Genomic DNA, 25554 nt, shown 5'->3' on the forward strand with positions numbered 1-25554 from the left:
TAGCGAGCCGCCGACACACCCGTCAATGGGGAGCCAGCCATGGATTTCGAACCGAGCGCACGGTCCGCCGAGTACCTCAAGCGGCTCCAGGAGTTCATGGACGACCACGTCTACCCCGCCGAACCGGTCTACGCGGCCCAGCGCGCCGAACTCACCGAGGCCGGCCGCCGCCACCACCTGCCCGCGGTCGTCGAGGAACTCAAGGCCGAGGCGCGCCGCCGGGGGCTGTGGAACCTGTTCCTGCCCGACGTCTCCGGGCTGACCAACCTGGAGTACGCCCCCCTCGCGGAGCTGACCGGCCGCTCCATCGAGCTGGCCCCGGAGGCCGTCAACTGCGCCGCCCCGGACACCGGCAACATGGAGATCCTGCACATGTTCGGCACGGACGAGCAGAAGGAGCGCTGGCTGCGCCCGCTGCTCGACGGCGAGATCCGGTCTGCCTTCGCGATGACCGAGCCGGACGTGGCCTCCAGCGACGCCACCAACGTCCGCACCCGCATCGAGCGCGACGGCGACTCGTACGTCATCAACGGCCGCAAGTGGTGGACCACCGGCATCGCCGACCCGCGCTGCGCTGTCATGATCGTGATGGGCAAGACCGACCCGTCGGCGGACACCCACCGCCAGCAGTCGATGATCCTGGTCCCGGTGGACACCCCCGGCGTCGAGGTGGTGCGCTCGCTGCCCGTCTTCGGCTACCACGACCAGCACGGCCACGGCGAGGTCGTCTTCACCGACGTCCGGGTCCCGGCGTCGCACCTGCTCGGCGAGGAGGGCGGCGGCTTCGCCCTCGCCCAGGCCCGGCTCGGCCCCGGCCGCATCCATCACTGCATGCGCGCCATCGGCCTGGCCGAGCGGGCGCTGAGCCTGATGGTGCGCCGCGCCACCACCCGGGTCGCCTTCGGTCAGGAGCTGGCCCGCCAGGGCGTGGTGCAGCAGCAGATCGCCGAGTCGCGGATGGCGATCGAGCAGGCGCGGCTGCTCACCCTCAAGGCGGCCTGGATGATCGACCGGTACGGTGCCAAGGCCGCCCGCACCGAGATCGCCGCGATCAAGGTGATCGCGCCCCGCGTCGCGCTGGAGGTGCTCGACCGGGCCATCCAGGTGCACGGCGGGGCCGGCGTGTCCGACGACTTCCCGCTCGCGGCGATGTACGCGGGCGTCCGTACCCTGCGCATCGCCGACGGCCCCGACGAGGTGCACGTGCGCGACGTGGCCCGCCGGGAGATCCGCCGCCAGCTGGAGTCGCGGTGACCGTGGTGACCGAGGCCGCCGTCACCACCGAGCGACGGCGGGCACCCCGCGGATCGGCCCGGCAGAGCATCGTCGCGGCCGCCACCGAGCTGTTCGCCCGGCGCGGCTACGAGGCGACGAGCGTCCAGGAGATCGTGGCGGCGGCGGAGGTGACCAAGGGGGCGCTGTACCACTGGTTCGGGTCGAAGTCCGAGCTGCTGACCAGCATCTACCGGGAACTGCTCGCGGAGCAGACCCGGCGGCTGGCCGAGATCGCGGCCGGCGACGGGCCGGTCGGGGAGCGGCTGCGCGCCGCGGCCCTCGACGTGGTCGAACACACCGCCGAACACCTGGCCGAGCTGACCGTCTGGGCCCGCTCGGCGCACCTGCTCGACGACGAGCACGCCGAGGCCACCCGCCGGGAGCGCCGGCGCTACCACGACCTGTTCCGCGACCTGGTGCACGAGGCCCAGTTGGCCGGCGTGGTCCGCGCCGACGTCTCCGCCACCGTGGTCACCCACACGTTCCTCAGCGCCCTGGGCAATATCCACACCTGGTTCCACCCGGACGGGCCGCTGACCTTCACCGAGGTCGGCCACCAGCTCGTCGCGCTGTTCGTCGACGGCGTGCGCGCCACGGCCGAGTCCGCGCCGAGCGGGGACCCGGCGCGGGGCTGACGCCGGCCGGGGTCAGATGTTCGCCGAGTCGGCCGGCACGTCGGCCGGCAGCGACGGCGCGCCCGCCGGCTGGTCGCCACCCGGGCAGGCCAACCCCAGGGTGTACGCCGTCATCGACAACGACCCGTACGCGTACCCGTTCACCAGCACCTCGGGCCGGGTCCTGGTCGCACCGGCGATGCCGGCGAGATAGAGCAGCGGGATGAAGTGGTCCGGCGTCGGCACCGCCGACCCGAAGTCGCGGTGGGCGTCCAGCCGGGCCGCCTCGGAGGGCTCGGTCCGCATCACCTCGCGGGCCGCGTCGTCGAAGCGCCGCGCCCAGTCGAAGCCCTGGTCGACGAGCTGCGGATCCACCCCGCCCAGGTTGTGCACCACGTTGCCGCTGGCCACGATGAGCACCCCGCGCTCGCGCAGCGGCGCGAGCTGGGCGCCCAGCCCCAGGTGGTAGTCCAGCCCCTTGAAGGCGTTGATGCTCAGCTGCACCACCGGGATGTCCGCCGCCGGGAAGGCGTGGGTCAGCACCGACCAGGTGCCGTGGTCGATGCCCCACGAGTCCACGTCGGCGCCCACCCAGGTGGGATGCACCAGGTCGCTGACCTCCTCGGCCAGCTCGGGCAGGCCCGGCGCCGGGTACTCGACGTCGAAGAGCTGCGGGGGGAAGCCGTAGAAGTCGTGGATCGTGCGCGGCCGGGGCATCGCGGTGACGGCGGTCGCGCCGATGTACCAGTGCGCCGAGATCACCAGGATCGCCCGGGGCCGTGGCACCGCCCGCCCGAACGCCCGCCAGGCCGAGGTGTAGCGGTTGACCGCCAGGGCGTTCATCGGGTTGCCGTGGCCGAAGAAGGCGGCGGGCATCGTGCCGGGGCTGGTCTGACCGCTCATGCCGCTCCCTCCGGGTCGTGGTCCGAGGGTAATCCGGCGTGGTCGGCGTCGCGGCCGATCGGGCGCGGAACGCGCCGTCAGGCGACGAGGTAGGCCGGCGGCACCGCGTCGGTCAGCCACACCCCGTTCGCGCTGCGGTAGAAGACGTGCCCGTCGCGGGCCATCGCCGCCGCGTCGACGGTGAGCACCACCACCGTCCCGCTGCGGCGGGCGCCGACCCGCCGGGCCGTCGCCACGTCCGGCGACAGGTGTACGTGGTGCCGCCCGCCCCGGTGCAGGCCGGTGGCCCGGATCGAGTCGAGCGCGGCCGCGCCGGTGCCGTGGTACAGGTGCTCCGGCGGCGCGGTGGGCTCCAGCTGGAGGTCGACGGGGATGGAGTGCCCCTGGCTGGCCCGGATCCGCTCCACCCCGTCGGCGCCCCGCTCGACGGCGAAGCGCTGCTTGTCGTTACCGGCCACGACGGCGTCGACGTCGGCGCGGTCGATCCGCAGGGCGGCGAGCAGGTCGTCCACGGTGACCCAGCCGGCCCGGTCCGGCGCCAGGCCGAACTTCCCGGGCTGGTGGCGCAGTGCCAGTGACATCCGCTTGCTCAGCCGCACCAGCGCCCGATCGTCCATCGCACCATTGTCGACCATGGCCGGACGCGGTGGCGACGGGATACCGCCTCGCCCCGGACGCGCCCGGGCCCGGGGCGAGGCGCGCGCCCGCTACGGGTCCCGCCGACTGAACCGGGTCGCCGCCGGGCCGTCGAGCCGGCCGGACGGGAGCCGGCGCCCGCAGACCACCAGCAGCAGATCCTGGGCGAGCCCGCGCACGGGTGTGCCCTCGCCGTGGCACCAGTCGAGGTCGGTCGCCCGGAGCTGGACGCCGCTCAGGTCGGTGCCGAAGAACGCCACGTTGCGCGGCGACATCCCGGTCAGCACCATGGCTACCCGCTCCGGTGGGACGCGGCGGTCCAGCCCGAGGCCGACGGTGACGTCCAGGCCGTGGATGACGTCATGGGAGAGCGCCCCGCGCACGCCCCCGCCCGGCGGCGTCCACCGGTGCTCGACGTTGTCCCGCAGCGCCGCGAGCAACTGCGCGGGCGACAGCGCGGCGGCGTCGCGGCGGGCGGTCCGGTCGGCCATCCGGTTGACGTTCCCGCGCGCCCTGGCCAACTCCATCAGGGCCCGCCCGACCGAGGTCCGGAACGGCATCGTGGTGTGCGCGACGACCTCCCGCACCCGCCACCCGTCGCACAGCGTCGGCGCGTCCCACCGATCGGCGGGCAGCGCCGCCAGCAGGTCGACCAGTTCCGCCCGTTCCGCCACCACCGCGGCGCGGACATCGTCGTCGGTCATCCGGATTCCTTTCGTCCAGTGCGGGGCACCCTTCGCGGGGCCCTCGCAACTGATACGGGCCGGACCCGCGAAACTCATCGGTCGGTGGGCGTATGGTCGCCGGGTGCGGGTGAGAGCGGTCGCCGAGGACGTCCCGGTCGAGCTGCTGCGCACCGAACTGACCGGCTTCTGCTACCGGATGCTCGGCTCCGGGTTCGAGGCCGAGGACGCCGTGCAGGAGACGTTGACCCGCATCTGGCGGGCGTCCGACCGCTACGACCCGGCCCGCGGGTCGCTGCGGACCTGGGCCTACCGGATCGCGACGAACGTCTGCCTGGACATGCTGCGCGGCGCGCAACGGCGGGCCCGGGCGATGGACCTCGGCCCCGCCGCCGAGGCCGGTGCGGCGCTCGGGGCGCCGGCACCGGAGCACGTGTGGGTCCAGCCGGTCCCGGACGACCGGGTGCTGCCCGGGTACGGCGACCCGGCGGAGCAGGCGCTGCGGCGGGAGAGCATCCGGCTGGCGTTCGTGGCCGCCCTGCAACACCTGCCGCCCCGACAGCGGGCCGTGCTGATCCTGCGCGACGTGCTCTGCTGGCGGGCCGACGAGGTCGCGCACCTGCTGGACGCCAGCGTCGCGTCGGTGAACAGCGCGCTCCAGCGGGCCCGGTCCACCCTGCGCACGGTCGCCCCCGACCCCGGGGAGCCGGTCCGGCCCGCCGACGCGGCCCAGCGCGAGCTGCTGACCCGTTACTGCACCGCGTTCGAACGCCACGACGTACCGGCCCTGGTGGCTCTGCTGCACGCCGACGCCACCATGTCGATGCCGCCGTTGCGCTGGTGGCTGCGCGGCCGGGACCGGATCGCGCAGGCGCTGTCCGACCCGGCGGCCTCGTGCGCGGGCTCGCGGCTGGTACCCACCGCGGCGAACGGCGCACCGGCGTACTGGCAGACCCGGCTGGGGCCCGACGGCGTCCACCGGCCCTTCGGGCTGGTCATCCTGGACCTCGCCGGCGACCGGGTGCGGGGCATCATCACCTACCTCGACGCGGACCGGCTGCTGCCGCTGTTCGGCCCGCCGGCCCGCTCGACCGGTCCGGCGCCGGCAGCCTGACGCCCCCGGGCCCGGCCCGGGAACTCGCGGGGTCACGCGGAGCGGACGGACGGTGCGAGTCGGGTACCGGCCGCGTAACTGGCATATCCGATGAGATACCGCCACGCCTGGTCGCGCGCGCTCACCGACGGCACCCCCGACACGACGTGGCTCATCGCCTCCGCCGGCGGTCGCGCCGTGTCATGCGGCCGACTTCGCCTCGTCGGGTAGTTCGACGCTCTGCTGCCCGACCGCTGCGGCGGCCCGGCGGACCGCGAGCGTCTCCCGGATCCGCCGCCGGGCCGATCGACATTGTTGCTCGTCGCGGTAGCTGCGACGAACTGGCCCAAAAATCATGTCCGACTCCTGAACGACACGGGGCGCGGTAGGCATCTGGATGCGCGGAACGGTGAGGAATTTTTACTTGCTTGACGAAGCAAAATTAGTCCTCGGTTACCTGATCGAGCAAGCATTACCCGTATGGCCACGGTCACAGAGCGTAGCGTCTGGATGGCGTGGGGGCCGGGGCGGCAGTGCCGCTCCGGCCCCCCGACGAGCCGTGCCTACCGTACGGTCAGCGGCACCTCGACCTTGTCGATGTCCGGTGAGTAGACCGGCGTCGTGCTGTCGATCTCGATCGTGTTGGCGCCGGCACGCAACTGCATCGCTACGGTCACGGTGGCCGGGATGTCCCAACCACCGCTGGGCGGGAAGGCCAGGGTGACGGCATTCTGGCCGTTGGCCGAGACGGTCGCCGAGCGCGGGTCGTTCGTGGTGTAGCGGATGTTCACCTGGTAGGTGCCCGTCTTCGGCACGGTGACGCCGTTGATGCGCAGGGCGCCGCCGTTGTAGAGGTTGCCAACCTTCGCGCCGCCGGAGCAGTTGGCACAGCCGCCGACCGAGGCGCCCCGCACGAGGGTGTTCGTGCTGGCCTCCGCCTCGTAGCTGGCCACCTTGGGGGCAACACCCGTCGGGGTGACCTTGAACAGCCGGGAACCGTGCGACGGCAGGGTCGCCGAGATCGCGCCGTTGTGCACGCCCAGTTCTTCGCTCCGCCACACGTCACGGACGGTGGCGGTGCCACCGAAGCCGAAGCTGCTCCAGTTGGCGGTGACCTGGGCGGGGAGGCTGCCCATGTTGAACAGCGCGACGGTGTACGAGTTGTCAGCGTTCTTCATTCCCCAGACCTGCGTGGGGCCGGTCGGGGTAACCGGCCGGGCCGGGATGCCCTGCTGGTCGATCGCGATCACCTCGCGGTTGGTGAGCAGGGAGAGGCCGTACGCGTCGAGCTTGGTGAGGTCGTCACCGATGTAGAGCGGGGCCGCCGAGATCGCCCACAGCGTCATGTAGCTCTGCCGCTCGTCCTCGGTGATGCCGTCCATCTCACCGTTGCCGACGTTGAGGGAGTCGAGGTTGTTCCAGCCGCCGGGGCCGGCCCAGGGCGTCCAGCCGGGTACGTTGTCCCACCGGACCTTCACGGAGTTGTTCCAGGTCACCAGCGTGTCGCAGTAGCACTCCACGTCGGTGTCGATCCGCCAGCCGTTGGAGTACCGCTTCCAGTCGGCGGCGTGGTTGCGGTCGAGCGACCAGGACAGGAGAAACTCGATCGGGCGTCCGGTCCTGGCGATGGCCGCGTGCCAGGCGGCGACGTCCGCGACGTTGTTGTAGTTGTCGCCGCTGCGGAACGAGCCCGGGCCGACGCCGTCGAACTTGAGGAAGTCATAGCCCCAGTCGGCGATCAGCTGTGCCTGCGAGTCGACATACTTCTGCGCGCAGGGCTTCGAGAAATCGATCTTGTACGCCCCGTCCCAGCCGTTCGTCGTACGCAGGTCCGGGTAGACGATGTCGGCGGTGGTGCAGCCGGGGGCGTTCCAGATCGGTACCGTGCCGCCGCCGTACAGGGGCTTGTTCAGCCCGACGGTGAGGTAGATGCCGGCCTTGAGGCCCTTGGCGTGGACGGCGTCGGCGACGTACTTCATGCCGTGCGGGAACCGTTCGGGCGAGGCGATCTCGCGCCCGTACCCGTCGGAGTTGATCTCCCATTGGTAGTTGGTGGACCAGCCCGCGTCGATGTTGACGTACTCGTAGCCGTAGGGCTTGAGCTTCGTGGCGAGCACGTCGGCCTGCTGGAGGACGTTGGCCTCGTTCAGCCAGCTCGCGGGACCGTTCGGGTTGACCCCCGGGTACTTGGTGGCCTGCAGGCTCCAACTGCTCCACCCCAGGTAGGGGCGGGCCGCGACGCCCTCCGCCGCCGCCCCGGCGGCCGCCTTGTGCGCGGCCGCCCGGTCGGCGGGCGACGGGTCCTTCGTGGTGGCGCCGGCCCCCGCGCTGTTCGGCGCTGGGCTCGGTTTCGGACCGGGTGCGGCAGCCCGCGTCTTCGCGCCGGGTGCGGCAGCCTGCGCCGGGATCGCGCCCGCGCCGATGGCCACCGCGAGGGTGGCGGCGAGGGCCACGCCCGTGCGGACCCGGCTCTCGCGCCGGGTGGGTGGTTCGACTCGCTGCGCGGTGGTGCGTAACGGTGACCTCACAGTCACACCTCCTGGTTTGGGGGGCCGAGGGTGGTGCCTGTTGCGATATGGCCGGCCGGGGGCCGGATTGACGCCGATGGTTCAGGGAACGACGAGCGACTGGATGCTCACGGCAGCCGCTCCGCGCGCCCACTCCTCGAAGGGCAGCGGGCGGATGGAGAGCGGGCACTGGGCGGCGGCACCGAACGCCTGGCGCTCGAAGCCGGTGCGGATGTGCGCCTCGAACAGGTCGTAGGCGGCCAGCCCCTCGCCGGACACGACGATCCGGGCGGGGCCGACCAGGTTCGCCACGGCCGCGATGCCGGAGCCGATCGCGTTGCCGGCACGGGCGAAGACGGCACCGACCTGCTCGTCACCGGCGCGGGCCAGGGCCACCGCGGCGTCAATGGTGAGTTCGGGCCGACCGGTGCGTTCCCGGGCCTGCCGGACGATGGCCTGGGTGCCGGCGATGGCCTCCACGCAGCCGCGACCACCGCAGTGGCAACTGGGGCCATCGGCGTCGACGGCGAGGTGACCGATCTCGCCGGCGACGCCGTGCGAGCCGGAGACCAGCCGGCCGTGGACGACCAGGCCGCAGCCGATGCCGGTGCCCACGGTGACGAGGGCGAAGGACTCGGCGCCCACCCCCTCGCCGAACCAGTGCTCAGCGGCGGTGAGCGCCTTCACGTCGTTCTCCACCGTGGCGGCGAGCCCGGTGATCCGGGCCGCGCGCTGGCCGAGCGGGACGTTGCGCCACCGCAGGAACGGCGAGTACCGGACCAGCCCGGTGGTGCGATCCACGTCGCCGGAGATGGCGAGCCCCAGCCGGCGGGTGCGGACCCGGTAGTCGCCGGGGCCGTCGAGCAGCCCGTCGACGAGCTGGCCGAGGTCGGTGAGGACGGCCTCGACGTCGGGGGCGGTCAGCGGCCGGCGGGCCGTGGCCCGTACCGCCGCACGGAGGTCGCAGACGACGCCGATGAGTTCATCGGCGGTGATCTTCACCCCGACGAAGAACTCGCGGTCCGCGCGTACGGCCAGTGGACTGGCCGGGCGTCCGGCGCCCGGACCGGTGCGTTCGGTCGCGGCCAGCTCATGCAGGTAACCCGTGTCGATGAGCGGGCGCGCGGCCTTGGTGACGGCGGCGGAGGACAGCCCGAGCCGGCGCGCGAGACTGACCCGGCTCAATGGACCTTCGGTCAGTACGGCGGTGAACACCGCCGTTGCCGCCGGGGCGACGGCGAGCGAGCCCAAGCCGGTCTCGGGAAACATAGCCGAAACCTAGGTTCAATAATTAACTTCGTCAAGTATTGATTCCGGCTGACCGGGAGTCCTACGCTCAGCCAGCCCGTCACGCACGCCCACGGAGACACCTGCGGCACGTCCATTGGGGAGTCGCGCCGGCGCTGACCAGGGCGGTGCCGGTTGCCGAGCGTACGTACCCGGCAGCGAGCAGCAAGAAAGGCAGTCGCCGTGGCCCTGTTCGATCTGCCCCTCGCCGAGCTGCGCGCCTACCGCCCGCAACGCGCCGAGCCGGACGACTTCGAGGCGTTCTGGCATGCCACGCTGTCCGCCGCGGCCGAGCACGACCTGGCGACGGAGTTCACCCCGTACGACGCCCTGCTACCCCGGGTGCACGTCCACGACGTACGGTTCAGCGGCTCCGGCGGGCAGCGGGTGGCCGGCTGGTTCCTCACCCCGGCGGACACGGCCGGGCCACTGCCGTGCGTCGTGCAGTTCATCGGCTACGGCGGCGGCCGGGGCCGGCCCCACGAGTGGCTGCTGTGGCCGGCGGCCGGGTACGCGGTGTTCGTCATGGACTCCCGCGGCCAGGGCGACGGCGACACCGTGGATCTGCCGGGCAGCGACTCGCCGCAGCACGGCGGCGTCCTGACCCGCGGCGTGCTGGACCCCGAGCAGTACTACTACCGCCGGTTGTTCACCGACGCGGTGCGGGCGGTGGACGCGGCGGCCAGCCATCCCGAGGTGGACGACAGCCGGATCCTCGTCGCCGGTGCCAGCCAGGGCGGCGGGATCGCGCAGGCGGTGGCCGGCCTGCACTCCCAGGTACGAGGCGCGCTCATCGACCTGCCGTTCCTGACCCACTTCCGGCGGGCCACCGAGATCACCGACACCCACCCGTACCAGGAACTGGCCGACTTCTGCGCGACGAACCGCGACCGGATCGAGCAGGTCTTCCATACGCTGAGCTACTTCGACGGCGTGCACTTCGCGGCGCGGGCCACCGCACCGGCGCTCTACTCGGTCGCGCTGATGGACGACGTATGTCCACCGTCCACGGTGTTCGCCGCGTACAACCACTACGCCGGCCCGAAGGAGCTGCAGATCTGGCCGTACAACGGGCACGAGGGCGGGGCGACGTTCCAGCCACCGATCCAACTGCGCTGGCTGCGCGACCTGTTGGCGGCCTGAGCCCCCGATCGGCGGCGCCGGCCGCTCAGCTGCGCCGTGCCGGGAGCCGCAGACCGGCCATGCCGCCGTCGACGGCGAGTGAAGTCCCGGTGACAGCTCCCGCGGCGGGTGAGGCGAGGTACACCACCGCCGCGGCGACCTCCGTGGCGCTGACCAGGCGGCCGGTCGGCTGACGCGCGGCGAGCAGCCGCCGCTCCGCGGCCGGGTCGTCGGCGCCGGCGAGCAGCCGGGTGACCCAGGGGGTGTCCACCGTGCCGGGCGCCACGCAGTTCACCCGTACGCCGTCGCCGATCAGATCCGCGGCCATGGCCAGGGTGAGGGCGTGCACGGCGCCCTTGGACGCGGAGTACAGCGCCCGGCGGGGCAGGCCGGCGGTCGCCGCGATGGAGGACACGTTGACGATGGCCGCCGCCGGTGACCGGCGGAGGTGGGGCAGCGCGACCGCGCTGGTGCGGGCCACCCCGGCGACGTTCACGTCCAGCACGCGGGCCCACTGGGCGTCGTCGTTGTCCTCGACGGCGCCGACCGCCGAGATGCCGGCGTTGTTGACGAGGATGTCCAGGCGGCCGAAGGCGTCCACGGCGGCGGCGATGCCGGCCGCCAGGGAGGCGCGGTCCGCTACGTCGGCCCGCACGGCGCGGACCGCCGGTCCGGACGGCGCACCTGACGGGTCCAGGTCCAGCACGACCACCCGGGCCCCCGCGGCGAGCAGCGCATCGGTGCAGGCGCGGCCGATCCCCGAACCACCCCCGGTCACCACGGCGACCAGTCCGTCACAGGTCATGAACGTCTCCTTCTCATTCCGGCAGTCGTCGGAGCCGCTGCACCGCCGGTCGGCCAGTGGCGAGGTCGAGGTCGATCAGGCCCACGCGGGTCCGTCCGGGTAGGCGTACCGGGCGAGGCTGTCGGCGTGCATCTCGGCGGAGAAGCCGGGTGCGGTCGGCGCGTGGTAGTGGCCGTCGCGCACCACCACCGGGGTGCGGAAGTGCTCGTGCAGGTGACCGACGTGCTCGATGACCCGGTCGTCGGTGCTGCCGGAGACGGCCACGAAGTCGAACATCGAGAGGTGCTGCACCAGTTCACACAGGCCGACTCCCCCGGCGTGCGGGCAGACCGGTACGCCGTACTTCGCGGCCAGCAGCAGGATCGCCACGTTCTCGTTCACCCCGCCCACCCGGGCGGCGTCGATCTGCACCACGTCCACCGCCCCGGCCTGGAGCAGTTGCTTGAACACCACCCGGTTCTGCACGTGCTCGCCGGTGGCCACCCGGATGGCCCCGCCCGACGGCGCGGCGGTGGCGAGCGCGGCCCGGATCGCGGCGTGCCCGAGCACGTCGTCGGGGCTCGTGGGCTCCTCGATCCACCAGGGGTCGTAGGGCGCCAGGTCGCGCATCCACGCGATCGCGTCGGGCACGTCCCATCGCTGGTTGGCGTCCACGGCGATGCGGATGTCCGGCCCGACCGCCGCCCGGGCCGCCCGGAGCCGTCGGAGGTCGTCGGCCCGGTCGGCGCCCACCTTGAGCTTGATCTGGGTGAACCCGTCGGCGACGGCCTGCTTGGCCAGCCGTACCACCTTGTCGTCGTCGTAGCCGAGCCAGCCCGGCGAGGTGGTGTACGCGGGGTAGCCGCGCTCGGTCAGGATCGCCGCGCGGCCGGCTCGGCCCGGTTCGGCGGCGCGCAGCATCCGCAGGGCCTCCGCCGGGGTCAGGGCGTCGGTGAGGTACCGCCAGTCGACCAGGTCGACGATCTGCTCGGGGCCGAGCTCGGCCAGGTACCGCCAGACGGGCTTGCCGGCCCGTTTGGCGACCAGGTCCCACATGGCGTTGATGACCGCGCCGGCGGCGAGGTGCACCACTCCCTTCTCGGGGCCCAGCCAGCGCAGCTGCGAGTCGTGGGTGAGGGATCGGGCGAACGCGCCCAGGTCGACGGTGTCCGGGTCCAGGCCCACCACGAACGGGACGAGGGCGTCGATCGCCGTCCGGCAGATGTCGTTGCCGCGGCCGATGGTGAAGGTGAAGCCGTGGCCGTCCGGGCCGTCGTCGGTGCGCAGCACCAGGTACGCCGCCGAGTAGTCGGGATCGGGGTTCATCGCGTCGGATCCGTCGAGCTCCCGTGAGGTGGGGAACCGGACGTCGTACGTGTCGACGCGGGTGATCCGGGCCATCAGGCGCTCCTCATCGTGCTGCGCTGCCGGCCGAGACCGTCGATCTCGACCTCCATGACGTCCCCGGGTGACAGATACGGGAACCGTCCGGACAGCGCCACCCCCTGCGGCGTTCCGGTGTTGATCACGTCCCCCGGGTCGAGCACGGTGTACTGGGACAGGTGCCAGACCAGGTACGCGACGTCGAAGATCATGTCTTTGGTGGTGGAGTCCTGGCGGGGCTCGCCGTTGACCCAGGAGCGCAGGCGCAACGCCTGCGGGTCGGCCACCTCGTCGGTGGTGACCAGCCAGGGTCCGAGCGGCTGGAACGTCTCGCACGACTTGCCCTTGGACCACTGCCCGCCGGAGACGGTGAGCTGGAAGTCGCGTTCGGAGACGTCGTTGGAGAGCACGTACCCGGCGACGTGGGCCAGCGCCTCGTCGGGCGAGGACAGATAGCGGGCCTGACGGCCGATCACCACGGCCAGTTCGACCTCCCAGTCGGTCTTCGTCGACCCGCGTGGAATCAGCACGTCGTCGTACGGGCCGACCACCGTGTTGGGGGCCTTGTAGAACACGATCGGCAGCTCGGGCGGCACCGAGCCGGATTCCGCGGCGTGGGCCGCGTAGTTCTGTCCGACGCAGAGGATCGCGCCGGGGCGGGCGATCGGGGGGCCGATCCGCTGGCCGGTGACGTCGATCTCTGGAAGGTCAGTGGCCTCGCGGGCTCGCCGCAGTCCGTCGCCGGCGAGAAAGGTCGCGTCAATGTCGGCCGTCAGCCCCGACAGGTCGAGGTAGTGCCCGTCGTCGTACCGTACGGGCCGTTCCTGACCCACCGGCCCGACGCGCATGAGTCTCACGAACCAACCTCCAGTGCGTAGGTGCGAATCGCGGTGCCGGCCCTGACCGCCGATCGCTCGTGCGGCGACAGCTCCGCCAGGCAGGCGTCGAGCGCCGCCAGGGCACCCGCGTACGTGGTGACCAGCTCGCACACCGGCCAGTCGGAGCCGAGCATCAGCCGCTCGGGGCCGAAGAGCTCCAGCGCGGTGTCGACGTAGGGCCGGATGGTGTCCGGGCCGGACCCGGGCCCGGTCTCGGTGAGCAGGCCGGACACCTTGGCGGTGACGTTGTGGCAGGCGGCCAGCCGGGCGATGGCCGCCCGCCAGCGGGCGTGGGCGCCCGCGGCGATCGGTGGCTTGCCGAGGTGGTCCAGGACGAACGTGGTGCCCGGGGTGGCCCTGGCCGCCTCGGCGCAGGCGGGCAGTTGTCCGGTGTGGACGATGAGGTCGACGGTCAGTCCGGCGGCGCCGGCGGCGGCGAGGGCGGCCCGGACGTCGGGGCGGGCCAGATGGTCCGGGTCGGTGACCGCCTGCACCTGGTCGCGGATGCCGACCAGCTTTGCGCCGCCCGGCAGGGCGCGGTAGCCGGCCAGGGTGGTGGCGAGGTCGGGGTCGGTCAGGGACGCCCAACCGACGACGCCGGCGATCCGCGGCGTGCCGGCGGCGAGGGCCAGGAACTCGGCGGTCTCGGCGCTGTCGCAACGGCCCGCCTCGACCAGGACCGTCGCCGTCACGCCCGCCTCGGCCAGGCTGGGCGTCAGGTCGCCGAGGGTGTAGTCGCGGCGCAGCGGCTCCAGCCCGGGTGCCGCGAGCCAGGGGTAGTCGGCGGTCCACACGTGGTGGTGGGCATCGACGATCACGGCGTCGGCACCTCCTCTGCCAGCAGTCCCTCGGCCTTCAGGTCGGCCCACAGCGCACCCGGGACGTCCCACTGGAACATCGCGACGTTGTCGGCGATCTGCCCCGGGTCGCGGGCGCCGATCACCACGCTGGCGACGGCCGGGTGTCCGAGCGGGAACTGGATGGCCGCGGCCCGCAGCGGCACCCCGTGCCGGTCGCACACCGCCCGGATGGCGGCGGCCCGGCCCAGGACGGTGCGGTCGGCCGGGGCGTAGTCGTAGTGAGCGCCCGGGCGTGGGTCGGCCAGGAGACCGGAGTTGTAGACGCCCGCGGCGAGGACGGCGACGCCCCGCCGCGCGCACAGCGGCAGCAGCTCGGCCAGGCCGGACTGGTCGAGAAGCGTGTACCGACCGGCGAGCATGACGCAGTCGAAGTCGCCCTCCCGGACCAGCGTGACGAGGCCAGGAGCGTGATTCATGCCGGCGCTGACCGCACCGATCTCGCCGGCGGCGCGCAGCTCGGCGAGGGCCGGGTAGGCGCCGGTCATCGCCTCGGCGAGGTGGTCGTCCGGGTCGTGGAGGTGCGCGATGTCGATCCGGTCGAGTCCCAGCCGTTCCAGGCTCCCGGCATGACAGCGGCGGACCCCGGCGGCGGAGAAGTCGAAGACCGGGGCGAGGTCGGTCGACTCCGCCCAGAACTCCTGCCGCTCGCGGCCGTCGGGCACGAGCAGGCGACCGACCTTGGTGGAGAGGGTGAACTCGTCGCGCGGTCGGCCGGCGAGCACCGCCCCGGCCCGGCGCTCCGACAGCCCGCACCCGTACAGCGGGGCGGTGTCGAAGTAGCGCAGTCCGAGATCCCAGGCCGCCTCCACGGTGGCCCGGGCGACCTCGTCGCCGACGGCGGTGAACAGCCCGCCGATCGGCGCCAGCCCGAGCCCCAACCGGGTCACCGTCAGGCCGGTACGCCCCAGGGGCACCTTCTCGGTGGCCTTCACGCGCCGACCTCCCGCGATGCTATTTCCTATAGGATATTGCCCGGATAGAGTGTCTACTCTGTCCGAACCGAGCCAGTCAAGGGGGCACGAGGAAGCGATGACGCACCAGACCGCAGGCCGCATCCGCCCCGCCCGGCGGCTCACCCTCTCCGAGGACGTCTACGAGGCCGTCAAGGGGCTGATCATGGACCACACGCTGCCTCCGGGCGCGCGGGTGACCATCGACGTGCTCGCCCGGCAGCTCGACGTCTCCCCCACCCCCGTCCGGGAGGCCCTGGCCCGCCTCGAGTCCGACGGGCTGGTCCGCAAGCGGCCGCTGTCCGGATACACCACGACCCCGCTGTTGAGCAGGGCCGAGTTCGACGATCTGTTCGACATGCGCATCCTGCTCGAGGGTGCGGCCGCCGCCCGGGCGGCGGTGCACGCGGGCACCGCGGACCGCGAGCGGATCGGCACGGAGGCCGGGGCGACGGTCGGCGTGGAGGCGGGCGAGGACTACCGCCGCCACGCCGCCTTCACCGCCCTCGACGCACGGTTCCACGACCTCGTCGCGGAGGCTGCCGGCAGTCCCCTGCTGCGCGACGCGATCACCCGCCTGCACGCGCACCTGCATCTGCACCGCCTCTACTTCCCCGCCGCGACCGCGTCGGAGACGGCCGCCGAGCACCAGCACATCGCCGCCGCCATCGCCGCTGGCAACCCCGAGGGCGCCACCGAGGCGATGCGGGCCCACCTGACCGCAGCCCGCCGCCGCCACCTGCCCGCGTTCCACCGGCTGCCGGCGTCGGGCGCGGGCAGCGCGCCCTGACCCCCCGAACATCCGAGGACCCGCCGTGCGCATCGCCCTCTTCATCACCTGCGTCAACGACCTCGCCTATCCGCAGACCGGCATCGCGGTCACCCGCATCCTGCGGCGGCTCGGTCACACCGTCGAGTTCCCCGTCACGCAGACCTGCTGCGGTCAGCTGCACGCCAACACCGGGTACCGGGACGAGGCGGTGCCGCTGGTCCGCGGCTTCGCCGACACCTTCGACGGCTACGACGCCGTCGTCGCGCCGTCCGCCTCGTGCACCGCCATGATCCGCGAGCAGTACCCGCGCCTGCACCCGGCCGCGGCCTCCGTCGCCGGCCGCACCTACGAACTGTCCGAGCTGCTGGTGGACGTCCTCGGCCTCACCGACGTCGGCGCCGCGTTCGCACAGCCGGTCACCTACCATCCGACCTGCCACGGCCTGCGGATGCTGCGGCTGGGCGACAAGCCGCTCACCCTGTTGCGCCACGTCCGGCAGATCCGCCTCGTCGAGCTCGACGACGCCACCGAATGCTGCGGCTTCGGCGGCACCTTCGCGCTGAAGAACGCTGCGGTGTCCACCGCGATGCTGGCCGACAAGTGCGCCCGCGTACGCGAGACGGGCGCGGCGGTGCTCGCGGCGGCGGACAACTCGTGCCTGGCCCACATCGGCGGCGGCCTGGACCGGGCCCGCTCCGGCGTCCGGGCGATGCACTACGCCGAGATCCTCGCCATGACGGGAGACGACGCGTGAGCCAGCACGCCGCCCCCGCCGGAGTTCCGGCCACCGGCGGTGGCCGCATCCGCACCCCGCTGCCGTTCCCGACGGCCGCCCGAAGCGCGGTCGCCGACGACCAGCTGCGCGCCAACCTGCACCGGGCCACCCGCACGATCCGCGGCAAACGGGCCCGCGTCGTCGACGAGGTCCCGGACTGGGCGGCGTTGCGCGACGCCGGGGCGGCGATCAAGGCGGATGTCCAGCGGCGCCTGCCCGAGCTGCTGGAACGGTTCGAGGCGGCGGCCACGGCCGCCGGCACCCGGGTGCACTGGGCCCGGGACGCGGCCGAGGCATGCCGGATCGTGGTCGAGTTGACCCGCGCGGCGGGCACCGACGAGGTGGTGAAGGTCAAGTCCATGGCCACCCAGGAGATCGAGCTCAACGAGGCCCTGGCGGCGGCCGGCATCGCCGCCCACGAGACCGACCTCGCCGAGCTGATCGTGCAGCTCGGCGACGACACCCCCTCGCACATCCTGGTGCCCGCGATCCACTACAACCGGGCGCAGATCCGGGACATCTTCCGCCGCCGGATGGCCGACGCCCCTGCCGACCTCGGCGCGGAGCCGCGCGAGCTGGCCGAAGCGGCCCGCCAGCACCTGCGGCGCCGGTTCCTGGAGGCGAGGGTCGCGGTGTCCGGGGCGAACTTCGCGGTCGCCGACACGGGCACGCTGGTGGTGGTGGAGTCCGAAGGCAACGGGCGGATGTGCCTCACCCTGCCGCAGACCCTGATCAGCGTCGTCGGGGTGGAGAAGCTGGTGCCGAGCTTCGCCGACCTGGAGGTCTTCCTGCAACTGCTGCCGCGCTCCTCGACCGGGGAGCGGATGAACCCCTACACGTCGATGTGGACGGGGGTCACGCCGGGCGACGGCCCGCAGGAGGTGCACGTGGTGCTCGTCGACAACGGACGTTCGGCGGTGCTGGCGGATCCGGTCGGCCGGTCGGCGCTGTCCTGCATCCGCTGCTCCGCCTGCCTCAACGTCTGCCCGGTCTACGAGCGGGCCGGTGGGCACGCGTACGGGTCGGTGTATCCGGGGCCGATCGGGGCGATCCTCTCGCCGCAGTTGACCGGGGTCGCCGACAACGCCTCGCTGCCGTACGCGTCCACGCTCTGCGGCGCCTGCGCCGACGTCTGCCCAGTCAAGATCGACATACCGGAGATCCTCGTCCACCTGCGCCAACAGGCGCCACACGCGGCGGCGGAGCGGACGGCCATGCGTACCCTCTCGTGGCTCATGCGCAGCCCACGACGGTGGGCCCTCGCGTTGCGGGTTGCCCGCCGCGCCGCCGGCCCCCTGGGCACCTGGCGGCAGCGGCGAGCCGGGGCCCGCACCCTGCGCAGGCTGCCGTGGCCGGCGTCGGCGTGGACGCGGTCGCGGGACGCACCGCTGCCCGCGCCGCAGACCTTCCGGGAATGGTGGGAGAAACAGTGAACGCCCGAGACGAGATCCTCGCCCGCCTGCGGGCGGCGCTGGTCGACGCGCCGGCGCCGGTCGACGTGCCGCGTCACTATCGCCGCGTCGCCGAGTCCGTCGATCTGATCGAGCTGTTCGTCGACCGGCTGGTGGACTATCGCGCGGTGGTCCACCACGGTCTCGATGCCCTTCCGCGTCTGCTGGCCGGCGTCGACCGGCTCGCGGTGCCCGACGACATCCCCGGGCACTGGCTGACCGGCTTCGCCGGGCAGGTCCGCCGGGACACACCCCCGCTGTCGCCGGCCGAGCTCGACGGTATGGAGGCCGTGCTGACCGGCTGCGCGGTGGCGGTGGCCGACACCGGCACCATCGTGCTGGACGCCGGATCCACCCAGGGGCGCCGGATGCTGACGCTCGTCCCCGACCGGCACATCTGTGTGGTCCGAACCGGCCAGATCGTGGGCCTGGTGCCCGAGGCCGTCGCCCGGCTCGACCCACGCGCACCGCAGACCTGGATCTCCGGCCCGTCGGCGACCAGCGACATCGAGCTGAACCGGGTGGAGGGGGTGCACGGGCCCCGCCGACTGGATGTCGTCCTGGTCCCCGACGACGCCGCCACCGCAACCGGCCGCTGAGGCCGGCGGCGGCGCCGGACCGACCGACCGGGACCCGGCCGCGCTTCAGATCCGGTTCTCCACCAGCCGACGGACAGCCGAGGCTGCGGCGCCGCGTGCCCAGTCCTCGAAGGTGTGCGGGCGCGTGACGATCCGGCAGCGGCCCGCCGCGCCGAAGGCGTGCTCGGCGAAGGCGGCACGCAGGTGCGCCTCGAAGAGGTCGAAGTCGCTCACCGCCTCGCCACCGATGATGACGAGTTCGGGCCCGGCGAGGTTGACCAGTGTCGCGATCGCGGTGCCGATCACGGTCGCTGCCTGCTCGAACGTCCGCACGGCGACGGAGTCACCGCGGTGCGCCAGGTCGAGGACCTCGTCGATCGACAGTTTCCTGCCGTGTCCGCGCGAGACCTCGGCGACGATGGCGGGGGTGCCGGCGACAGCCTCGACGCAGCCGCGGCGGCCGCAGGGGCAGATCCGGTCAGGTGAGGTCAGCGGGAGGTGTCCGATCTCGCCCGCGACGCCGTAGGCGCCTTCGACGACCTCGCCGTTGACGTGCAGTCCGCTGCCGATGCCGCGGCCGATCGTGACGATCGCGAACGAGGCGGTGCCGACGCCCACGCCGAACCAGTGCTCGCCGATCGTGAGGGCCCGGACGTCGTTCTCGACCAGGACGTCGCGGTCGAGGCGGCCGGTCAGGATCTTCGCGAGGGGCACATCGGTCCAGCCCATGATCGCGGACTCGCGGACGACGCCGCTGTGCGCGTCGACGTCGCCGGACACGGTGACCGCGACGGCGCAGATGCGTTCGGCTCGCCCGCCGAGCGTGTCCACGAGTGTGGTCGTGGTCGCCTCGATGGCGTCGACGACGACGTCGAGCTTGGTGGAGTGCAGCGGGCGCCGGTCGCTGGCGAGGATGCTCGTCGTCAGATCGGTCGCGACGCCGACGATCTCGTCGGCATTGACCTTGATCCCGACGAAGACCAGCGCGTCGGCAACGATCATGAGGGGGTTCGCCGGCCGCCCCGGCTGCCCGTCGCGCTGCGACTCGAGCTGGTTGGAGACGAGCCCGGCCCCGATGAGTGGTGCGACCGCCTTCGTGACCGCCGCCTGCGAGAGTCCGGTGAGCCGGGCGATGTCGATGCGGCTGATCGGGCCCCGCGTGAGGATGCTCCTGAAGACCTCGGCCGCCGCCGCCGACGCCCCTTGGAGCAGCGAGACTGCGGCGTCTGCGTCGTTCATTCCGGGATTCCTCTTGGTTGGACGCCGGTCAGGGCGTGGTAGCGCGTCGTCCGGGCACCATCGTAGTCAGCGAGCGGGGCGGAGCCGGCATGCGCCGACTCCGCCCCGGCACCGGTGTCACTCGGCGAGGATCTTCTCCGTCTTCGTGGCCATCTCCGGGAACACATCCTTGTCACGTTCGCCGCTGAAGTACGCCTCGAACATCGGCTGGATCGTGTCGGAGAGCTCCTGGCCGTTGGCCGTCGGCGGCGCCGGGTACAGCTCGCCGTTGTTCAGTGCGGCGACGAAGCCCGACAGGTCGAGCCCCTGCGCCTTCTGGGCGTCGACCGCGACCTGGAGCGACTTGGCGATCGACGGCAGGAACGTCGCGTCCGCGCCGGCGGCCGACTGGCAGGCCTCCGAGCCCATGTACGTGACCCACTTCCAGGTCGCGTCGAGGTTCTTCGTGCCGGCGTAGATGTTGTTGGCGTTCGAGTTGCTGATCATCGAGCGGCCCTTGGGGCCCTTGACCGTCGGCGCGATGCCCACCTTGGCGCCCGGGATCTTCGTGATCGAGGTGGCGTCCCACGTGCCGCCCTGCACCATCGCGACCGACCCCGAGCCGATCTGCTGGCTGCCCGCGACCGTCAGCTGCCCGAACTTGGGCATCAGGCCGCGCTCGCCGAGACCGCGCACGTACTCCAGGGTCTTGACGAAGTCGGGGTTGTCGTACGGGAACCGGGTCGGCCAGGCCGGCTTGTCACCGAGCCGCCAGCCGAGGGTCGACACGAACGGGTTCCACGAGGTCTGCCCGTTGAAGTCAGCGGCGGCGAGGCTGCCGATGCCGTAGGTGGCCACCTTGGTCTTGTCGAATCCGGGCTGGTCGCCGCGGACGCCGTTCTTGTCGACGGTGAGGCGCGCGACGACGTCGTCGAAGGTGCCGCCGTCGTCGGGGTTCCACGTCATGCCCGTGATGTCGGCGTCGGTGAGGCCCGCCGCGGCGACCTTGTCCTTGTTGAAGTAGATCGCGGCGGCCGCCCAGTCCAGCGGGATCCCGTACTGCTTGCCGTCGGTGTACTTCCACGAGTCGACGCCGATGTCGAAGACCGACAGGTCGTACCCGGTCTTCTTGATCTGGTCGTCGAGGGCCAGGATCTGCTTCTGCCCGGCGTAGGCGCCCAGCAGGGGGACGCTGTTCTGGAACGCGTCGGGCGCCGCGCCCGAGACGAAGCCGGCGGTGAGCTTCGTGAAGTAGTCCTCCACGCCGTACTGGGAGATCTTGACGGTGATGCCGGGGTTGGCCTGCTGGAAGCCGGGCAGGCACTTCTGGTACGAGGCGGCCTGCCGCTCGTCCCAGGTCCACCAGTTGACCGTGCCGCCGCTGCTGCTGCCGGAGTCTTCGCCGGTCGAGCAGGCGGTGAGTGTGACGGTCATGGCGACGAGCGCCAGCACCGCCGCGATCCGCTTCGGTTTCACGAGTTCCTCACTATGGGTGGCGGGGCGCCGTCACTGACGCCCGGTTGGGTGGGTGTGGGTGTGGTGGGTCTGCGGCGCCGGCGCGTTCGTGCGCCTGGCGGCGGGGCCGGCGGCTGCGCTGCCGCCGCCGGCCTCGATGCGGTGTCAGGTCGGCGCGGGAGGTCGACGGGCCGTAGCGAGACCTCGCCGTGTGCCGGGACCTCGAGTTCGAGCAGCCGGTCGTCGTGCTCGACGACGACCCGGTGGGGGGCGCCGCGAAGGTCGCGGATCACGGCGCTGTCGACGGCGCCGTCGGTCCAGGCGAGGTCGACCTCGAGCCCGTCGCGGGCCCGCAACCCGGCTACCCGGCCGCTCGGCCATTGCGCGGGCAGCGCGGGCAGCAGCCGGATGCGGCCGTGGTGGCTCTGCACGAGCAGCTCGGCGATGGCCGCCGTGAACCCGTAGTTGCCGTCGATCTGGAAGGGCGGGTGCGTGCTGAACAGGTTCGGCAGGAGCCCGCCCCATTCGGATCCGTCGACGGGGGCGAGCCGGCGGTGGTCGCGGTCGAACGCGGTGCTGGCCTCGAGCAGTAGCGCTCGGGCTTCGGCGGCGTCGCCGAGCCGGGCTCGGAGCGCGATCTTCCACGCCCACGACCAGCCCATCGCCCCGGGTCCGCGCGCGTCGAGGAAGCGGCGCGCCGCCTCGGCCAGTTCAGGCGTGCGGACGGGGTCGATGAGATCGAGCGGGTAGAGCGCGACGAGCGGAGACAGGTGCCGGTGGTGCGGGTCCGCGTCCGCGACATCGGTCGACCATTCGCACAGCCGGCCGTCGGGGCCGACCCTGAGCTCCGGAAGACGTTCGAGGGCGGCGGTGAGGTCGCGGTCGAGCGGGTCGTCGAGGCCGAGTACGGCGATCGCCGAGCGGGCGCGCTCGAACAGCGCTCGGATGAGGGCGATGTCCGTCGTCGTCGAGACGCTGAGCGCTTCGGGCCGTCCATCGGAGCCGACGAACAGGTTCTCCGGCGAGGTCGAGGGGATGGTGCGCAGCCGGCCGCTCGCGGGGTCGTCGACGAGCCAGTCGAAGCAGAACAGCGCCGCCCCGCGCATGAGCGGCCACACGGTGTGCTCCAGCAGCTCGCGGTCGCCGGCGAACTCGTAGCGGTCCCAGAGGTTGTGGGTGAGCCAGACGCCGCCCATCATCCAGATCGCCCAGCTCGGGGCGCCGTGACCCAGGCCGACCGGCAGGCTCCAGCCCCAGAGGTCGCTGTTGTGGTGGGCGACCCAGCCACGGGCGCCGTAGAGGCGGGCCGCGACGTCGGAGCCGGTGCTGGCGATTCGCCGTACGAGTTCGGCCAGCGGCTCGGTCGAATCGTCGAGTCCCACGATCGGTGCGGCCCAGTAGTTCATCTGGGTGTTGATGTTGATCGTGTAGTTGGCCGACCACGGCGGTCGGAGCTCGTCGTTCCAGATCCCCTGCAGGTTCGCGGCGGGGCTGCCCGAGCGCGACGACGCGGCGAGCAGGTAGCGGCCGTACTCGGCGAGCACGGTCGCCCGGAGGCCTTCGTCGTCGCCGTGCAGGATGTCGCGCTCGACGTCCCAGGTGCCGGCGCGCCGACCGCCGATCGCGAAGCGCGCCCCCGAGGCATGCTCCCGCACGTCGGCGAGATGCTCGGCGAACCGCTCGTGCGCCGTCTGCCGCAGGGCGGCCGTGACGTTCGAGCGGGCGCGCTCCCGGATCTCCTCGCGGGAGGAGCTCCGCCAGCCGGCGCCGTCAGGGTCGGCCCACCACAGTCCGGCCCTGCTCGACGTCGACAGTGCGATCAGCAGCCGGCTCGCCCCGCGGATCCGCAGGGTGTCGCCGGCGGAACCCACGGTTCCGTCGCTTCGCAGCGCGAGCGCCGCGGCCGCGAAGTGGTCGAAGCCGTCGGCGTCCGGGGGCAGGTAGCGATGAGCCGGCTCCACCGCGGGCTCGTGCAGGGGCGCACCGTCGATCGGCGCGACCACGTCGAGGGTGATGCCGGTCGCGGCGGTGTCGCGGCCCGCCTCGCGCAGGCGCGTCGACAGGCGGAGGTCGACGTCGAGCACCGGCCGGTCGGCGAGGTACTCGACGAAGAGGCAGCCGGCGGGCGCGGAGGCGAAGGTACGGCGCGTGACGGCGGCGCCGTCGACCACGAGCGGTTCGGTCACGTACGCCTCGTCGAGGTCGAGGACGCGGGCGGGCCGGCCTTCCGCCACGGCCGCGCCGCGCGTCTCGAGTTCCAGGTCGACGAAGGGCAGGAACTCCTGGGAGTACGGGCCCTCGAAAGTCATCAGGAGCGCTTCGGCGCGTCGGAGGTCCCCGGCGTCGATCGCCGACCGGATCTCGGCGAGGCGTTCGGGTCCGGCTCCACGCGCGACGAGGTCGGCGAGCGCGTCGGCCGGCCCGTCGGGGTGACCCGACCAGATGGTCGCGTCGTTGACCTGGATGCGGGTTCGGGCGCCGCCGAAGACCATCGCGCCGAGGCGGCCGTTGCCCAGCGGCGTGGCCTCGACCCAGTCGCGTGCGGGTTGCCGCCAGGCGACGCGGAGGGTCCCGGCCGTCACTTGATCCCCGAGAAGCCGATGGAGTTGACGATGCGCCTGCCGAAGACCATGAACAGCCCGAGCATCGGCAGGGCCGCGACGAGCGTCGCCGCCATCAGTCCCGCCCAGTCGGGTTGGGCCTGCGGCGACGACTGCTTGAACACGGCCAGCGCGAGGGTGAGCGGTTGCACGGACTCGTCACTCGTCACGAGCAGCGGCCAGAAGTAGTCGTTCCACATCCCGATGAACCCGAGGATCGACAGCGTGATCATGGGCCCGCTCGTCATCGGGAGGGTGATGCCAAAGAGGATCCTGATCCGGCCGGCGCCGTCCAGCAGGGCCGCCTCCTCGGTCTCGATCGGCAGGCCGAGCATGAACTGCCGGAGGAAGAAGATGTTGAAGGCCGAGAAGAGCGCCCCGGGCAGGATCATCCCGGCGAAGGTGTTGAGCAGGCCGAGCTCCTTCACGAGCACGAAGTTCGGCAGCAGGGTGAGGATGCCGGGAACCATGAGCGCGGTGAGGAAGAGGCTGAACATGAGGTCGCGGCCCCGCCATTGCAGGCGCGCGAAGGCGTACGCGGCGATCGTGGAGAAGAACACGATGAGCGCCGTCGAGACCGTGGCGTAGATGAGGGAGTTGACGAGGAAGTGGCCGATCTCGACCGATGCGCCCGAGCCGCCCTCGGCGATGGACTCCTCGGTCGTCGCGAGCCCGAGCACCCGCTTGAAGGGTCCGAGGGTGAAGCCGACGGGCAGGATCGAGGCCGGGTTGGCCATCAGCGCGTAGTTGTCGGAGAGCGCGGTGCGCAGGATCCAGTAGAACGGAAAGATCGTCACGAAGAGGATGCCGATGAGGTACGCCCAGGCAAGGGCGCGACCGGTGGTGAAGCGGCGTCGACGGGTGGCGGAGGTGCTCATTCGCTGGTGTCCGATTCGCTCGCGCGCAGCAGGCGCATCTGCAGGAAGGTGATGACGATGAGGATCGCGAAGAGGGCGAACGACATCGCGGAGGCGTAGCCGAAGTCGAACTGGCCGAACGCCTTGCTGTAGATGTACATCTGCAGGACGTTCGAGGCGTTGGCCGGGCCGCCCTTCGTCGTGACTTGGACGATGTCGAAGACCTGGAACGCACCGATGACGTTGAGCACGAGCACGAGGGCGAGGATCGGACGCAGCAGGGGGAGCGTGAGTCGGCGGAACATCTGCAGCTCGCTCGCCCCGTCGATGCGTCCGGCCTCGTAGACCGTGGCCGGAATGGTCTGCAGGCCGGCGAAGATGATGATCGAGGTGTAGCCCATCTGCTTCCACACGTTGATGAGCGCGATCGACGGGATCGCCCATCCGCGGGAGGTCAGGAACTGTACGCCGTCGCCGCCGAGCGCCTCGATGAGGATGTTGACGATCCCGAGCTGGGTGTCGAGCAGCCACGACCACACGGTCGCGGCGACGACCCCGGAGATGAGGAAGGGCAGGATGATGAGGCCGCGGACCACGGTCGAGGACGTGAGACGGTGCAGCACCGCCGCGGTGACGACCGACACGGCAATGCTGAGGGTCACCGAGAGCAGGACGAAGTAGACGGTGACGCCGAGCGAGGACCAGAAGACCTCGTCGTCCGCGAGCTTCACGTAGTTGTCCAGGCCGACCCAGGTGGGCGGGGTGAGGACCTGGAAGTCGGTGAAGCTCAGGTAGAGGCCGCGGAGCGTCGGGTAGACCGCGAAGACGGCGAATCCGATGAACGAGGGCGCGATGAGCACCCACGCGAGCCGT

Annotated in this window: 24 protein-coding genes; 8 read left to right on the top strand and 16 right to left on the bottom strand. The window is 72.2% G+C overall.

The window, feature by feature from the left end; genetic code table 11:
- Nucleotides 1-39 precede the first annotated feature (39 nt).
- Both ACTMTB_RS26550 and ACTMTB_RS26555 read left to right on the top strand, forming a co-directional pair.
- On the top strand, nt 40-1254 hold the full coding sequence (locus tag ACTMTB_RS26550) for an acyl-CoA dehydrogenase family protein (protein ID WP_441148925.1): 1215 nt from the start codon (nt 40-42) through the stop codon (nt 1252-1254).
- Nucleotides 1251-1910, top strand: a complete 660-nt coding sequence (locus ACTMTB_RS26555; RefSeq protein ID WP_441148926.1) for a TetR/AcrR family transcriptional regulator — start codon at nt 1251-1253, stop codon at nt 1908-1910. The genes ACTMTB_RS26550 and ACTMTB_RS26555 overlap by 4 nt, the downstream gene beginning before the upstream one ends.
- 12 nt (nt 1911-1922) lie before the next feature.
- Here ACTMTB_RS26555 and ygiD read toward each other — a convergent pair whose 3' ends face one another.
- The 3 genes from ygiD to ACTMTB_RS26570 form a co-directional block, all read right to left on the bottom strand.
- On the bottom strand, nt 1923-2792 hold the full coding sequence (ygiD, locus tag ACTMTB_RS26560; protein ID WP_441148927.1) for a 4,5-DOPA dioxygenase extradiol: 870 nt from the start codon (nt 2790-2792) through the stop codon (nt 1923-1925).
- Between the two features lie 77 nt (nt 2793-2869).
- On the bottom strand, nt 2870-3409 hold the full coding sequence (locus tag ACTMTB_RS26565) for an RNA 2'-phosphotransferase (RefSeq protein ID WP_441148928.1): 540 nt from the start codon (nt 3407-3409) through the stop codon (nt 2870-2872).
- A gap of 90 nt (nt 3410-3499) precedes the next feature.
- Entirely contained in the window at nt 3500-4132 is a 633-nt protein-coding gene (locus ACTMTB_RS26570) for a maleylpyruvate isomerase family mycothiol-dependent enzyme (protein ID WP_441148929.1), read from the bottom strand.
- Between the two features lie 103 nt (nt 4133-4235).
- Between ACTMTB_RS26570 and ACTMTB_RS26575 the strand changes: the two genes are divergently transcribed.
- The gene (locus tag ACTMTB_RS26575) at nt 4236-5225 is read left to right on the top strand and encodes a sigma-70 family RNA polymerase sigma factor (protein WP_441148930.1); all 990 of its coding nucleotides are present in this window, start codon (nt 4236-4238) and stop codon (nt 5223-5225) included.
- Between the two features lie 180 nt (nt 5226-5405).
- Here the strand turns inward: ACTMTB_RS26575 and ACTMTB_RS26580 are convergent, their stop codons facing one another.
- The 3 genes from ACTMTB_RS26580 to ACTMTB_RS26590 all read right to left on the bottom strand — a co-directional run bounded on the left by ACTMTB_RS26580 (nt 5406) and on the right by ACTMTB_RS26590 (nt 8980).
- Complete coding sequence (locus ACTMTB_RS26580; protein WP_280838622.1) at nt 5406-5561, bottom strand: hypothetical protein; 156 nt, start codon at nt 5559-5561, stop codon at nt 5406-5408.
- Between the two features lie 206 nt (nt 5562-5767).
- Nucleotides 5768-7732 carry an alpha-galactosidase D gene (locus ACTMTB_RS26585; RefSeq protein WP_441148931.1) on the bottom strand — a complete coding sequence of 655 codons (1965 nt, stop codon included), beginning with the start codon at nt 7730-7732 and terminating at the stop codon, nt 5768-5770.
- Between the two features lie 81 nt (nt 7733-7813).
- Nucleotides 7814-8980, bottom strand: coding sequence for an ROK family transcriptional regulator (locus tag ACTMTB_RS26590; RefSeq protein WP_441148932.1), 1167 nt, complete (start codon nt 8978-8980; stop codon nt 7814-7816).
- Nucleotides 8981-9181: 201 nt separating this feature from the next.
- Between ACTMTB_RS26590 and ACTMTB_RS26595 the strand changes: the two genes are divergently transcribed.
- Nucleotides 9182-10141, top strand: a complete 960-nt coding sequence (locus ACTMTB_RS26595; RefSeq protein ID WP_441148933.1) for an acetylxylan esterase — start codon at nt 9182-9184, stop codon at nt 10139-10141.
- 25 nt (nt 10142-10166) lie between these two features.
- Here the strand turns inward: ACTMTB_RS26595 and ACTMTB_RS26600 are convergent, their stop codons facing one another.
- From ACTMTB_RS26600 to ACTMTB_RS26620, 5 genes are all read right to left on the bottom strand, one after another.
- Entirely contained in the window at nt 10167-10925 is a 759-nt protein-coding gene (locus ACTMTB_RS26600; RefSeq protein ID WP_441148934.1) for an SDR family NAD(P)-dependent oxidoreductase, read from the bottom strand.
- A 75-nt stretch (nt 10926-11000) separates the two neighbouring features.
- Nucleotides 11001-12305, bottom strand: coding sequence for an enolase C-terminal domain-like protein (locus tag ACTMTB_RS26605; protein WP_441148935.1), 1305 nt, complete (start codon nt 12303-12305; stop codon nt 11001-11003).
- On the bottom strand, nt 12305-13144 hold the full coding sequence (locus ACTMTB_RS26610; RefSeq protein WP_441148936.1) for a fumarylacetoacetate hydrolase family protein: 840 nt from the start codon (nt 13142-13144) through the stop codon (nt 12305-12307). Before ACTMTB_RS26610 ends, ACTMTB_RS26605 begins: the two co-directional genes overlap by 1 nt.
- Nucleotides 13141-13983: an amidohydrolase family protein gene (locus ACTMTB_RS26615; RefSeq protein ID WP_441148937.1), complete on the bottom strand. Its 843-nt coding sequence runs from the start codon at nt 13981-13983 to the stop codon at nt 13141-13143. The genes ACTMTB_RS26610 and ACTMTB_RS26615 overlap by 4 nt, the downstream gene beginning before the upstream one ends.
- Nucleotides 13980-14957 carry an aldo/keto reductase gene (locus tag ACTMTB_RS26620; RefSeq protein ID WP_441148938.1) on the bottom strand — a complete coding sequence of 326 codons (978 nt, stop codon included), beginning with the start codon at nt 14955-14957 and terminating at the stop codon, nt 13980-13982. The genes ACTMTB_RS26615 and ACTMTB_RS26620 overlap by 4 nt, the downstream gene beginning before the upstream one ends.
- 97 nt (nt 14958-15054) lie before the next feature.
- Here ACTMTB_RS26620 and ACTMTB_RS26625 point away from each other — a divergent pair, with 97 nt between their 5' ends.
- The 4 genes from ACTMTB_RS26625 to ACTMTB_RS26640 are packed head-to-tail and all read left to right on the top strand — an operon-like array spanning nt 15055 to nt 18572.
- Nucleotides 15055-15765 carry a GntR family transcriptional regulator gene (locus ACTMTB_RS26625; protein ID WP_441148939.1) on the top strand — a complete coding sequence of 237 codons (711 nt, stop codon included), beginning with the start codon at nt 15055-15057 and terminating at the stop codon, nt 15763-15765.
- Between the two features lie 25 nt (nt 15766-15790).
- A complete protein-coding gene (locus ACTMTB_RS26630; protein WP_441148940.1) occupies nt 15791-16501 on the top strand; it encodes a (Fe-S)-binding protein in 711 nt (236 codons plus the stop codon).
- Nucleotides 16498-17955 (top strand): LutB/LldF family L-lactate oxidation iron-sulfur protein, encoded by a 1458-nt coding sequence (locus ACTMTB_RS26635; protein ID WP_441148941.1) that lies wholly within the window; start codon nt 16498-16500, stop codon nt 17953-17955. Before ACTMTB_RS26630 ends, ACTMTB_RS26635 begins: the two co-directional genes overlap by 4 nt.
- A complete protein-coding gene (locus ACTMTB_RS26640) occupies nt 17952-18572 on the top strand; it encodes a LutC/YkgG family protein (RefSeq protein WP_441148942.1) in 621 nt (206 codons plus the stop codon). The genes ACTMTB_RS26635 and ACTMTB_RS26640 overlap by 4 nt, the downstream gene beginning before the upstream one ends.
- Before the next feature lie 45 nt (nt 18573-18617).
- On the opposite strand, the gene ACTMTB_RS26645 is transcribed toward ACTMTB_RS26640, so the two are convergent.
- The 5 genes from ACTMTB_RS26645 to ACTMTB_RS26665 form a co-directional block, all read right to left on the bottom strand.
- A complete protein-coding gene (locus ACTMTB_RS26645; protein ID WP_441148943.1) occupies nt 18618-19790 on the bottom strand; it encodes an ROK family transcriptional regulator in 1173 nt (390 codons plus the stop codon).
- A gap of 117 nt (nt 19791-19907) precedes the next feature.
- Complete coding sequence (locus ACTMTB_RS26650; RefSeq protein WP_441148944.1) at nt 19908-21245, bottom strand: ABC transporter substrate-binding protein; 1338 nt, start codon at nt 21243-21245, stop codon at nt 19908-19910.
- A complete protein-coding gene (locus ACTMTB_RS26655) occupies nt 21242-23806 on the bottom strand; it encodes a glycosyl hydrolase family 95 catalytic domain-containing protein (RefSeq protein ID WP_441148945.1) in 2565 nt (854 codons plus the stop codon). Before ACTMTB_RS26655 ends, ACTMTB_RS26650 begins: the two co-directional genes overlap by 4 nt.
- Nucleotides 23803-24702: a carbohydrate ABC transporter permease gene (locus ACTMTB_RS26660; RefSeq protein WP_441148946.1), complete on the bottom strand. Its 900-nt coding sequence runs from the start codon at nt 24700-24702 to the stop codon at nt 23803-23805. The genes ACTMTB_RS26655 and ACTMTB_RS26660 overlap by 4 nt, the downstream gene beginning before the upstream one ends.
- Nucleotides 24699-25541, bottom strand: coding sequence for a carbohydrate ABC transporter permease (locus ACTMTB_RS26665; protein ID WP_441148947.1), 843 nt, complete (start codon nt 25539-25541; stop codon nt 24699-24701). The genes ACTMTB_RS26660 and ACTMTB_RS26665 overlap by 4 nt, the downstream gene beginning before the upstream one ends.
- Between the last annotated feature and the right edge of the window lie 13 nt (nt 25542-25554).

The organism is Micromonospora sp. L32 (genome assembly GCF_052068055.1).
Lineage (GTDB): Bacteria > Actinomycetota > Actinomycetes > Mycobacteriales > Micromonosporaceae > Micromonospora > Micromonospora purpureochromogenes.

Bases quoted from the DNA above. Each gene is read 5' to 3' on its own strand.
- ACTMTB_RS26590 (WP_441148932.1), bottom strand. From the start codon at position 8,980: ATGTTTCCCGAGACCGGCTTGGGCTCGCTCGCCGTCGCCCCGGCGGCA.
- ACTMTB_RS26605 (WP_441148935.1), bottom strand. From the start codon at position 12,305: ATGGCCCGGATCACCCGCGTCGACACGTACGACGTCCGGTTCCCCACC.
- ACTMTB_RS26625 (WP_441148939.1), top strand. From the start codon at position 15,055: ATGACGCACCAGACCGCAGGCCGCATCCGCCCCGCCCGGCGGCTCACC.
- ACTMTB_RS26600 (WP_441148934.1), bottom strand. From the start codon at position 10,925: ATGACCTGTGACGGACTGGTCGCCGTGGTGACCGGGGGTGGTTCGGGG.
- ACTMTB_RS26580 (WP_280838622.1), bottom strand. From the start codon at position 5,561: ATGATTTTTGGGCCAGTTCGTCGCAGCTACCGCGACGAGCAACAATGT.
- ACTMTB_RS26660 (WP_441148946.1), bottom strand. From the start codon at position 24,702: ATGAGCACCTCCGCCACCCGTCGACGCCGCTTCACCACCGGTCGCGCC.
- ACTMTB_RS26570 (WP_441148929.1), bottom strand. From the start codon at position 4,132: ATGACCGACGACGATGTCCGCGCCGCGGTGGTGGCGGAACGGGCGGAA.
- ygiD (WP_441148927.1), bottom strand. From the start codon at position 2,792: ATGAGCGGTCAGACCAGCCCCGGCACGATGCCCGCCGCCTTCTTCGGC.
- ACTMTB_RS26565 (WP_441148928.1), bottom strand. From the start codon at position 3,409: ATGGACGATCGGGCGCTGGTGCGGCTGAGCAAGCGGATGTCACTGGCA.
- ACTMTB_RS26550 (WP_441148925.1), top strand. From the start codon at position 40: ATGGATTTCGAACCGAGCGCACGGTCCGCCGAGTACCTCAAGCGGCTC.
- ACTMTB_RS26645 (WP_441148943.1), bottom strand. From the start codon at position 19,790: ATGAACGACGCAGACGCCGCAGTCTCGCTGCTCCAAGGGGCGTCGGCG.